This window comes from Ancylobacter sp. G4_0304, assembly GCF_047501495.1.
GTDB lineage: Bacteria > Pseudomonadota > Alphaproteobacteria > Rhizobiales > Xanthobacteraceae > Ancylobacter.
The window spans coordinates 60367-71377 of the sequence record NZ_JAZDRM010000025.1 but is presented as its reverse complement, the minus strand read 5'-3'; the positions used below and the strand labels follow the sequence as shown (position 1 = coordinate 71377).

The window sequence follows — 11011 nt, the reverse complement described above, 5'->3', positions numbered from 1 at the left end:
GGCACAGCCCGAGGCGCCAGCCACCCCCGCAGACCCGGACCAGTCGCTCGACGACGATGACGGCGACGGCGATCTGGTGGCGCCGCCGGTGATCGATCCCAAGGCGGTGGAGACGCAGGCGGTTCCGGCCGAGAGCGATCCGATGAAGCGGCCGGACGGCTTCGGCGATGCCGCCGAGATGCGGCCGGTGCCGGTACTGCAGAAGAAGGGCAAGGCGACCTGGGACGAGGGTTTCGCCACCATCGTCGCTACGCTCAAGGACGTGGACGCGGAGCTGGCGCGGCTCAAGCTCAAGCCCACCGGCGCGCCCTTCATCATCTACACCATGACCGACGATGTCGGCTTCGAGTTCGAGGCGGCACAGCCCTTCGAGGGCGCGACCACGGAGAAACCGCAGGGCGGACTGGAGTTCTCCGCGTCGCCCGGCGGCAAGGCGCTGCGCTTCACCCATCGCGGACCCTATGACGCCATGGACCCGACCTATGAGCAGATTGCCAACCTGCTCGACGCCAAGGACCTCGAAGCGGAAGACCTCTATGTCGAGGAATACCGCTCCGACCCCCGCACCACCCCGCAGGACGATCTCGTGATCGACATCTGGGTGCCGCTGAAGTGAGGGGGCTTAAACCAATGCTTCAGGGTGCAGAGAGCGGTGCCCATTGAAACAATCACCGAGTGAACAGCCGGCATGTCGAACCTTATGTTCGAAGTGAGCCCGCGCCCCATTTTTTGCTAGTCGATGCGGCGTGACGCGGCCGTGACATTCTTCACAGCGAAAGTCGCGATTGCGATCGGCTATCGCATCGGAATGTGCGATCCGCAGCCACCCGTGCTTGGTCCGTACTTCGCAGTCCTTAGGTTGTGCTCCGTTAAAGTGCCATCCAAGATACCTAGTGGTTGGCGGATATGTCACCTGCGGTCGCCATTCCCGCCGCTTCGTGCTATGAGGCGCGCAAACAGGCATTCAGCGAACATCATGGCCACTTTGATCGATACCGTCCCGGCCTCCGCCGACGGCGCACTCGGCGCCGTAGCGCATCCGGCTGCCGAGGACGCCCGCCGCTCGCTCGCCGGGCTCGACCGCGCCGGCCTTTCGCAGGCGCTGGCCGATATCGGCCTGCCCGAGCGTGAGCGGCGCATGCGCGTCTCCCAGCTCTGGCACTGGATCTATCTGCGCGGCGCCACCTCGTTCGACGAGATGACCAATGTCGGCAAGGGCCTGCGCGAGAAGCTGAGCGCGGCCTTCACGCTCGACCGTCCCGAGGTCGTGGTCGAGCAGGTGTCCAATGACGGCACCCGCAAATGGCTGCTGCGCCTGCCGCCCGACATCGCCGGCGACAAGCCGCACGATGTCGAGATGGTCTATATTCCCGAGAGCGACCGCGGCACGCTGTGCGTCTCCTCCCAGGTCGGTTGCACGCTGAACTGCTCGTTCTGCCACACCGGCACCCAGCGCCTCGTGCGCAACCTGACCGCCGCCGAGATCGTGGCGCAGGTGATGGTCGCCCGCGACCGGCTCGGCGACTATCCCGGCCGCGACCGCGCCGTCGGCCCCGGCCTGCCGACCGAGGGCGACCGCCTCGTGACCAACATCGTGTTCATGGGCATGGGCGAGCCGCTCTATGCCTATGACTCGGTCGCGCTGGCGATCGACATCCTGGCCGATGGCGAGGGCCTCGGCATCGGCAAGCGCCGCATCACCGTTTCCACCTCCGGCGTGGTGCCGGAGATCGAAAAACTCGGCCGTGACGTCGGCCCGATGCTCGCTATCTCGCTGCACGCCGTACGCGACGAATTGCGCGACGTGCTGGTGCCGATCAACAAGAAGTACCCGCTGAAAGAGCTGCTGGAGGCTTGCCGGACCTATCCCGCCGCCTCCAACGCCAAGCGCATCACCTTTGAATACGTCATGCTCAAGGGCGTGAACGACAGCCCGGCGGATGCCAAGGCGCTGGTGAAGCTGCTCGCCGGCATTCCCGCCAAGATCAACCTGATTCCGTTCAACCCGTGGCCCGGCACGAAATATGAGTGCTCGGACTGGGAAACCATCGAGACCTTCTCGGACATCGTGTTCCGCGCCGGCTATTCCAGCCCGGTGCGCACGCCGCGCGGGCGCGACATCCTCGCCGCCTGCGGCCAGCTCAAGAGCGAGACCGAGAAGCTCACGGCCCGCGAGCGTCTTGCCCTGCGCGCCATGGCGGCGGCGGCCGAGTAGCGGCGGCGCGTGGCGGACATGCTCGATCATATCGGCTTCCCGGTCGCGGATTTCGCGCGTTCGCGGGATTTCTATGCGCGGGCACTGGCGCCGCTCGGTATCACCGTCGTGATGGAGCTGAGCGAGGGACGCAGCCGCGCCGGCTTCGGCACCGGGCGCAACCCGTTCTTCTGGATCAATTCCGGCGGCCCGATCCGCGGCGAGGGGCTGCACGTGTGCTTTTCCGCGCCGGACCGGGCCAGCGTCGACGCGTTCTACGCGGCGGCCATGGCGGCGGGCGGGCGCAACAACGGCCCGCCGGGGCTGCGGCTGCATTACCATCCGAGCTACTACGCCGCCTTCGTGCTCGATCCCGACGGGCATAATATCGAAGCCGTCTGCCACGCTCCGCAATAGGCCTCGCCCATGGAAAACCTGCTCCGCCTGCTGCTGCGCCTCGTCGTGGTGCCGCTCGGCATCATGGTCGGCATCTGCGCCACCATGGCGGTGATCATCTTTGGCTATTGGCGGATCGGCGATGTGCTCGCCGGCGCGGTGGATGTGCAGGCCACGGACCTGTTCGAGATGCTGGCGACCGGCACGTTTTTGCTCGCCACCGTGGCCGTCACCATGTGGGCGGTTGCGCTGATCGGCATATTGTTCGCCGAAGGCTTCGCAATACGCTCCTGGATGTACTACGTCGCGAACGGGGCGATTTCCGCCTGGCTCGGCGCGGAAATCTTCGCGCCTTACGGCGACACGCCAGTGCCGTTCGACGGCAATCTCTACGTCATCGGCTCCGGCCTTGCCGGCGGCATGGCCTATTGGCTGGTCGCCGGCTGGAGCGCGGGGTTCTGGAAGCCTGTGGGGCGCGTGCGCACGGCCGCCGTCGTGCCTTCGCCGGAGTCTCCCCCGCCGGCGCCGTGAGCGCGCCGCCTCTCCGGTGCGCCGACAGGCGAACGAGGTAAGCGCAGACACGGCTTGCACGAGCGCGCTTCATGCCTATAGTCCGCGCGCTTTCTCAGGCTGCGGCCTCCTCTCGTGCGGAATTCTTAAGATGGCTAGCGACGTCAAGCGCGTGGTTCTCGCCTATTCGGGCGGTCTCGACACTTCGGTGATCCTCAAATGGCTGCAGACCACCTATGGCTGCGAGGTGGTGACCTTCACCGCCGACCTCGGCCAGGGCGAGGAACTGGAGCCGGCGCGCAAGAAGGCCGAGATGCTGGGCATCAAGCCCGAGCACATCTTCATCGAGGACGTGCGCGAGGAGTTCGTGCGCGACTACGTGTTCCCGATGTTCCGCGCCAATGCGCTCTATGAAGGGCTGTACCTGCTCGGCACTTCGATCGCCCGCCCGTTGATTGCCAAGAAGCAGATCGAGATCGCCCGCAAGGTCGGCGCCGATGCCGTCTCGCACGGCGCGACCGGCAAGGGCAACGACCAGGTGCGCTTCGAGCTGAGCTATTACGCGCTGGAGCCGGAGATCAAGATCATCGCGCCGTGGCGCGAATGGGACCTGCGCTCGCGCGAGGCGCTGATCGCCTTCGCCGAGAGCCACCAGATCCCGATCGCCAAGGACAAGCGCGGCGAGGCGCCGTTCTCGGTCGACGCCAACCTGCTGCACTCCTCCTCCGAGGGCAAGGTGCTGGAAGATCCGTCCGTTGAGGCGCCCGAGATGGTCTATATGCGCACCATCGCGCCCGAGGATGCGCCCGACAAGGCGACCTACATCACCATCGGCTTCGAGCAGGGCGACGCGGTGTCGATCGACGGCGAGGTGCTGTCCCCGGCCAGCCTGCTGACCCGCCTCAACGCGCTCGGCAAGGAGAACGGCATCGGCCGTCTCGACCTCGTCGAGAACCGCTTCGTCGGCATGAAGTCGCGCGGCGTCTACGAAACGCCCGGCGGCACAATCCTGATTCAGGCGCATCGCGGTATCGAGAGCATCACGCTCGACCGCGGCGCGGCGCATCTCAAGGACGACATCATGCCCCGCTATGCGGAGCTGATCTATAACGGCTTCTGGTTCTCGCCCGAGCGCGAGATGCTGCAGGCGCTGATCGACAAGAGCCAGGAAATGGTGACCGGCACGGTGCGGCTGAAGCTCTACAAGGGCAATGTCGCGGTGGTCGGCCGCGAGAGCCCCTATTCGCTCTACAATCAGGACCTCGTGACCTTCGAGGAGGGCGCGGTCGCCTACGACCACCGCGACGCCGCCGGCTTCATCAAGCTGAACGCGCTGCGCCTGCGCACGCTGGGCAGCCGCGCCCGCAAGATCGGCGGCTGAAGCCGCACGAGAAGGCCGGGCGGTTTCCCGTCCGGCCTTGGGTCTTCCGGCGTTCGGCGCGACTCAGATCGCCTGCCCGCCGGAGACTTCGATGCGCTGCGCGTTGATCCAGCGATGATCCGCGGACAGCAGGCTGGCGATCATCGGCCCGATGTCGTCAGGCTCGCCGACGCGCCCGAGCGCGGTCATCTGTGCGAAGACCTTGTTGAGGTCCGGCGTATCGCGCACCGCGCCGCCGAGAAAATCCGTCGCGATCGCGCCCGGCGCCACCGTGTTGACGGCGATGCCGCGGGCGCCGAGTTCCTTCGCCAGATAAACGCTAAGCACCTCCACCGCGCCCTTCGCCGCCGCATAGGCGGCAAAGCCGGGATAGGAAACGCGCGTGAGCCCGGATGACAGGTTCACGATGCGCCCGCCATCTGCGATGAGCGGTAGCAGCGCCTGCGTGACGAAGAACACGCCCTTGAAATGCACGTCGACCAGCCGGTCGAACTGCGCCTCCGTGGTCTCGGCGATCAGCGCGTGGTCGCCATGGCCGGCATTGTTGACGAGGTGGTCAAAGCTCTCCCGGTCCCATATCCGCGACAGCGCGGCGCGCAGCTCGCGGGTAAACGCTGGGAACTCGGCGAGCGTGCCGGTATCGAGCGGGAGCGCCACGGCCCTGCGGCCGAGCGCTTCGATTTCAGTCACTACGGCCTGCGCCTCCTCGGCGCGGCTGCGATAGGTGAGAACCACATCGCCACCCTTGCGGGCGACGCTGAGGGCGGTGTTGCGGCCTAGGCCGCGGCTGCCGCCGGTGATGAGTGTGATCGTGGACATGTCCAGTCTCCTGTCAGTTGGGATGACCGAGATATGCCGCGCGGCGCGAGCGCCCTCTTGCCGGAAGTCCGCGATTTCTTGCCTGATTCTCCGAAGCGGCTTTTCAGCGGCATCGGCGGAGCTATGATGGCTGCATGAGCAGCCTGCTTGAAATCATGGACCGGCACGGCCGGATGCACGCCGATGCGGACGGGATCGCGACGACGCCGATCCCGGGGATCATGTTCTTTCGTGTGCCGGCGCCGACGGGCAGCGTGCACGCCATCGCACGTCCGCTGGCTTGCCTTGTTGTCCAGGGTGCCAAGCGGGGTAACCATGGGAACCCGCGATTTTGACTTCGGGGCCGGGGATTCGCTCCTCATCACCGCCGATGTGCCGATCGTCAGCCAGATCACCCGGGCCAGTCACGCCCGGCCCTATCTGTCGCTGGTGCTGGAGCTGGATCTTGCGGTCATCGCCGAACTGGCCGCGGAGATGGGGTCGGTCGCGGTCCCAGATGGCGCGCCGGTCCGGGTCGAACCGACCGACGAGGACGTGGCGGCTGCGGCGCTACGCCTGCTGCGGTTGCTCGATCGTCCCGCCGCGCTGCCGGTGCTTCAGGCCCAGTTGCTGCGCGAAATGCACTATTGGCTGCTCGCCGGTCGCCACGGTGCGGCGATCCGACGTCTCGGCTGGTCGGATAGCCATGCCGGGCGCATCGCCCGGGCGGTCGCACTCCTTCGGGCGGAGTTCGTGCACCCCCTGGGGGTAAGCCGACTGGCTGCTGAGGCCGGGATGAGCGTCTCGACCTTCCACCAGCATTTCCGGGCCGTCACCTCGCTGTCGCCACTCCAGTTCCAGAAGCAGCTCCGCCTGATCGAGGCCCGGCGCCGTATGGTCGAAGGGGCATCTGCCAGCGCGGCCGCCTTCGCGGTCGGCTATGAGAGCGTCCCGCAGTTCACGCGTGAATATGGCCGGCTGTTCGGTATCCCGCCGGCCCGCGACATGCGGGCGGCGCGAGAGCGGGCCGGCGAGGCGCGCCCCGCCCTCTCTGCCTGACGCGGCGGGTCAGTCCAGCGGCACCTTGCGGTTCTCGCCGAGATCGGTGGGCGAGCCGGAAATCCGCGCGGCCATCATCTTGAACAGCACGCCGATCGAGGTCGACGGCCCGTCCCAATATTCAGCGCGCTCGGGAAGGAAGCGGACGACGCAGATGTTCGGGTCGGTCTTGCCCTTGGGCCAGAACGCCTTGTTCATGTCGCTCCACAGCTCGTCGATCTTGGCGCGATCATTGGAGACCTCGGCCTGACCTGAGACCGAGAGATAGGCATTGTCGCCCGGCTTGGCGAAGGTCAGCGCCGCCTGCGGGTCGCGGTTCAGCTCGTCGTCCTTGTGGCCGCGACGGTCCGACAGGAACCAGATGCAGCCTTCCTCGCGCGAGGGGTGGGCGTCCATCGGGCGAGCGCGCAAGGTTTCACCCTCGCGGGTCACCAGCATGCAGATGCGGATGTCCTCCATCATCTCCCAGGCACGATCGATGGCCTCGGCTGTGCTGCGCTCATTCTCGTTCATGTTAGCCGTCTCCCTGACGATATCCGGTTCGGGACGGCAACACGCGGGAGCGGCAAGCGGTTCCGTGCTGGGTTATGGTTGTGTTTCCCAGCCCGAGGAGATTGCCATGCCCTGGTCGCTCACCGTCGGTTACGTCTACGGCACGGCGGTCCGCATCCACGTTACCTTCCTGCTGTTCCTGGTGTGGATCTGGTTCGCCTATTACCAGCAGGGCGGCATCGGCGCGGCGTGGGAAGGGGTAGCCTTCGTCGCCCTGCTGTTCGCCTGCGTGCTGCTGCATGAGTTCGGTCATATCTTCGCGGCGCGCCGCTATGGGGTGAAGACGCCGGAGGTTACGCTATGGCCGTTCGGCGGCATCGCGCGGCTGGAGCGCATCCCGGAAAAGCCGTCCGAGGAACTGGTGGTGGCGCTGGCGGGGCCGGCGGTGAATGTGGTGATCGCTGCGGTGCTGCTGCTGGTGCTCGCCGCACAGGGCGCGCAGCTGGGGATGGAGCATATCGAGGAGATCGAGAACCCGCAGGCAAGCCTTGTCGCCAAGCTGGCGGCGGCGAACATCTTCCTCGTGGTGTTCAACCTGCTGCCCGCCTTTCCGATGGATGGCGGGCGGGTGCTGCGCGCGGTGCTGGCGATGAACATGCCGCACGCGCAGGCGACCCAGCGCGCGGCGTCGATCGGCCAGGCCTTCGCCATAGGCCTGGGCTTGCTCGGCATTTTCGGCAACCCGATGCTGATCATCATCGCGGTGTTCGTCTATCTCGCCGCGTCCGGCGAGGCGGGCACGGTGCAGATGAAGCAGGCGGCGCAGGGCGTGCTGGTTCAGGACGCGATGATCACCCACTTCGAGAGCCTCGGGCCGCAATCCACCGTAGGCGACGCCGCCGAGGCGCTGATCCGCACCACGCAGAAGGAATTTCCCGTGGTGGACGGCGCCGGCCATCTGCGCGGTGTGCTCACGCGCGACGCGATGATCCGCGCGCTCCAGGCCGGCGGGCCGGGCGCTTCGGTGCTGGAGGCGATGCAGGGCGACGTACCGACGCTGCCGCTGCGCGCGCCACTCGACGCGGCGCTGAAGAAGCTGAGCGAGACTCGCGCTCCCGTTCTCGGGGCGCTTGACGGCGAAGGCAGGTTGGTGGGGTTGCTGTCGCCGGAGAATGTCGGCGAGATGATGATGTTGCGCGCTGCCCAGCCCGATGCCCGCTTCGGGCCCTGGGCGAAGCGGGGCGAAGGGCCGGCCGCCGGTCCTCGCAGCGGACCGACGGGGCCACGCTGAGCGCGCCTACTTCTCGTCGCCGGTGATGCCGCTGAAGGCCGGCGGATCGCTCGCCGGGAAGCTCTCCTCCAGTGCTTCGTCCACTTCCGGTTCGGTGTAGTCGGGCTCCGGCTTCGGCTCGCGGGGAGGCGGTTCCGCCCCGGTCACGCCGGTGAAGGCCGGTGGGTCGCTCGCGGGGAAGCTCTCCTCCAGGGTTTCGTCGATTTCCTTCTCGCTCGGCGTGGGGGCCGGCGACGTGTTGCGCCCGTTCATCCCGAAATCCTTTCCGCTAGACTGTGGTGGCATCATGCCATGACAACTCTCCGGGCGCCCGCGAGTTCACTGTGCCGGTGCGATTATGCCGGGCAAACGCGAAACCCACGCCGACGAGTACGGAACCGGCGGCGGCCTCCGGCGTTTCTTCCAGTCCCCATGCGTGTGCCGCGCGCAAGGCCCGGCGCGTAAGATCGGCGCGCATGGGTCAGCCCGCTTACGGGCCAAGCCGGCGCGCCGGCGATGGGCGCGCCCTGGTAAAGGCAAGGAGCAACGCGATGATGGAAAACCACACTGCATCCGACGCGACGACGTCCGCGACGCAAGCCCCCACCGGGCACGAGCCCGCGCGGCTGCAATACTGGCCGCCCTCCCACGATGTCCGTGCTCCGGACAACTGGCCCGACAGCCTCGAATTCGAGAGCGTGGAGGATGCCGTCGCCTTCGCCATGACCCAGGCCCCGGCCGGGCGCGAAGTGGCCTGGCTGCGCACGCCGGACGGCGAAATTCTGCGCGCGGCGCAGATACGCCGGCTCTGGGAATTACGTCGGGAAAGCTGAAAGCGCACGGCGTGACAGGTTTTACGCGGCGCCGGCGTTGCCTTTGAAGGCTTTCTGCGTATAGTGCGCCGCAAAATTCTGGCGCGGGTCCGAGGCCTTTCGGGCCCGCTTTTTGGTGTTGATCTTATGAAGCTGCGCAATATCGCCATCATCGCCCACGTCGACCACGGCAAAACCACGCTGGTGGACGAGCTGCTGAAGCAGTCCGGCTCCTATCGTGAGAACCAGCGTGTCGCCGAGCGCGTGATGGATTCCAACGACCTGGAAAAGGAGCGCGGCATCACCATCCTCGCCAAGGCCACCTCGGTGGTCTGGAGGGACACCCGGATCAACATCGTCGACACCCCCGGCCATGCCGATTTCGGCGGCGAGGTCGAGCGCATCCTGAACATGGTGGACGGCGCCATCGTGCTGGTCGACGCCGCCGAAGGCCCGATGCCGCAGACCAAGTTCGTGGTCGGCAAGGCGCTGAAGGTCGGCCTCAAGCCGATCGTCGCCATCAACAAGGTCGACCGCTCGGACGCCCGCTCGCAGGAAGTCATCAACGAGGTGTTCGACCTGTTCGCGGCGCTGGACGCCACCGACGATCAGCTCGACTTTCCCATCCTCTACGGCTCCGGCCGCAATGGCTGGATGAATACCTCGGCCGACGGTTCGCAGGACGAGGGCATGGCGCCGCTTTTCGATCTCGTGCTCAAGCATGTGCCCGAGCCCACCGTCGACGACGGCCCGTTCCGCATGATCGGCACCCTGCTGGAAGCCAATCCGTTCCTCGGCCGCATGATTACCGGACGCATCACCTCCGGCTCGATCAAGCCCAACCAGTCGATCAAGGTGCTGGCGCAGGACGGCTCGCTGGTCGAACAGGGCCGCGTTTCCAAGATTCTCGCCTTCCGCGGCATCGAGCGTCAGCCGATCGAAGAGGGCGTGCAGGGCGACATCATCGCCATTGCCGGCCTGTCCAAGGGCACCGTGGCCGACACGTTCTGCGACCTCTCCGTCGACACGCCGCTGAAGGCGCAGCCGATCGACCCGCCGACGGTCACCATGACCTTCATCGTCAACGATTCGCCGCTCGCCGGCACCGAGGGCGACAAGGTCACAAGCCGCGTGATCCGCGACCGTCTGCTGCGCGAGGCCGAGGGCAATGTGGCGCTGAAGATCGAGGAATCCGCCGACAAGGATTCGTTCTTCGTCTCCGGCCGCGGCGAACTCCAGCTCGCGGTGCTGATCGAGACCATGCGCCGCGAGGGCTTCGAAATCGCCGTCTCCCGCCCGCGCGTGGTGTTCACCAAGAGCGAGAGCGGCGAAATCCTTGAGCCGATCGAGGAAGTGCTGATCGACGTGGACGAGGAATATTCCGGTGTCGTCGTGCAGAAGATGAGCGAGCGCCGCGCCGAGATGGTGGAGATGAAGCCCTCCGGCGGCACCCGCCAGCGCCTGGTGTTCTACGCCCCCACCCGCGGCCTGATCGGCTATCAGGGCGAGTTGATGACCGACACGCGCGGCACCGCGATCATGAACCGGCTGTTCCACGCCTATCAGCCGCATCGTGGCGAGATTCCCGGCCGCCGCAACGGCGTGCTGATCTCGAACGAGGCCGGCGAAGCGGTGGCTTATGCGCTTTGGAACCTCGAAGATCGCGGCCCGATGATGATCGAGCCGGGCTGGAAGGTCTATCAGGGCATGATCGTCGGCGAGCACAACCGCGAGAACGATCTCGAGGTGAACGTGCTCAAGGGCAAGAAGCTCACCAATATCCGCACCACCTCCAAGGATGAGGCGGTCCGCCTCACCCCCCCGATCCGCATGACGCTGGAGCGTTCGCTGGCCTGGATTCAGGACGACGAACTGGTTGAGGTGACGCCGAAGTCGATTCGCATCCGCAAGCGCTTCCTCGACCCCAACGAGCGCAAGCGCGAGGAGCGTCGCAAGGAGGCTGAGGGCGTCTGATCGCCCCGGCCTGACGGCTCCCGCGGGTCGCAGGCGTGGCATTACAGCCACGCCTCCACCCTGCGTACGAGAATTGATTGAGAAATCCTCTTGATCCCGAGGTGCGGTTTTGCTCCCATCAGGGG

At 66.5% G+C, this 11011-nt stretch carries 11 protein-coding genes and 1 pseudogene; 9 read left to right on the top strand and 3 right to left on the bottom strand.

Annotated features, from left to right (window positions below; all coding sequences use genetic code 11):
- The 5 genes from VRZ77_RS15090 to VRZ77_RS15070 form a co-directional block, all read left to right on the top strand.
- Positions 1-616, top strand: a 616-nt coding sequence (locus tag VRZ77_RS15090; protein WP_414593462.1) for a GyrI-like domain-containing protein, incomplete at its 5' end; no start/stop codon positions are given.
- A 360-nt stretch (positions 617-976) separates the two neighbouring features.
- Complete coding sequence (rlmN, locus tag VRZ77_RS15085) at positions 977-2215, top strand: 23S rRNA (adenine(2503)-C(2))-methyltransferase RlmN (RefSeq protein ID WP_414593461.1); 1239 nt, start codon at positions 977-979, stop codon at positions 2213-2215.
- An 18-nt stretch (positions 2216-2233) separates the two neighbouring features.
- Positions 2234-2611 (top strand): VOC family protein, encoded by a 378-nt coding sequence (locus tag VRZ77_RS15080; protein ID WP_414593460.1) that lies wholly within the window; start codon positions 2234-2236, stop codon positions 2609-2611.
- A gap of 9 nt (positions 2612-2620) precedes the next feature.
- A complete protein-coding gene (locus VRZ77_RS15075) occupies positions 2621-3121 on the top strand; it encodes a hypothetical protein (protein ID WP_414593459.1) in 501 nt (166 codons plus the stop codon).
- A 130-nt stretch (positions 3122-3251) separates the two neighbouring features.
- Entirely contained in the window at positions 3252-4481 is a 1230-nt protein-coding gene (locus tag VRZ77_RS15070) for an argininosuccinate synthase (protein ID WP_414593458.1), read from the top strand.
- 63 nt (positions 4482-4544) lie between these two features.
- Here VRZ77_RS15070 and VRZ77_RS15065 read toward each other — a convergent pair whose 3' ends face one another.
- Positions 4545-5300 (bottom strand): SDR family oxidoreductase, encoded by a 756-nt coding sequence (locus VRZ77_RS15065; RefSeq protein ID WP_414593457.1) that lies wholly within the window; start codon positions 5298-5300, stop codon positions 4545-4547.
- A 134-nt stretch (positions 5301-5434) separates the two neighbouring features.
- On the opposite strand from VRZ77_RS15065, the pseudogene VRZ77_RS15060 reads away from it, so the two are divergent.
- A pseudogene (locus VRZ77_RS15060) lies at positions 5435-6338 on the top strand (AraC family transcriptional regulator N-terminal domain-containing protein).
- Positions 6339-6347: 9 nt separating this feature from the next.
- On the opposite strand, the gene VRZ77_RS15055 reads toward VRZ77_RS15060, so the two are convergent.
- The gene (locus tag VRZ77_RS15055; RefSeq protein ID WP_414593456.1) at positions 6348-6851 is read right to left on the bottom strand and encodes a pyridoxamine 5'-phosphate oxidase family protein; all 504 of its coding nucleotides are present in this window, start codon (positions 6849-6851) and stop codon (positions 6348-6350) included.
- 106 nt (positions 6852-6957) lie between these two features.
- Here VRZ77_RS15055 and VRZ77_RS15050 point away from each other — a divergent pair, with 106 nt between their 5' ends.
- The gene (locus VRZ77_RS15050) at positions 6958-8121 is read left to right on the top strand and encodes a site-2 protease family protein (protein WP_414593455.1); all 1164 of its coding nucleotides are present in this window, start codon (positions 6958-6960) and stop codon (positions 8119-8121) included.
- Between the two features lie 6 nt (positions 8122-8127).
- Here the strand turns inward: VRZ77_RS15050 and VRZ77_RS15045 are convergent, their stop codons facing one another.
- Positions 8128-8373 (bottom strand): hypothetical protein, encoded by a 246-nt coding sequence (locus VRZ77_RS15045; RefSeq protein ID WP_414593454.1) that lies wholly within the window; start codon positions 8371-8373, stop codon positions 8128-8130.
- Between the two features lie 278 nt (positions 8374-8651).
- On the opposite strand from VRZ77_RS15045, the gene VRZ77_RS15040 reads away from it, so the two are divergent.
- Both VRZ77_RS15040 and typA read left to right on the top strand, forming a co-directional pair.
- The gene (locus VRZ77_RS15040; protein WP_414593453.1) at positions 8652-8933 is read left to right on the top strand and encodes a hypothetical protein; all 282 of its coding nucleotides are present in this window, start codon (positions 8652-8654) and stop codon (positions 8931-8933) included.
- Between the two features lie 126 nt (positions 8934-9059).
- Positions 9060-10886, top strand: a complete 1827-nt coding sequence (typA, locus tag VRZ77_RS15035; RefSeq protein WP_414593452.1) for a translational GTPase TypA — start codon at positions 9060-9062, stop codon at positions 10884-10886.
- Positions 10887-11011 lie beyond the last annotated feature (125 nt).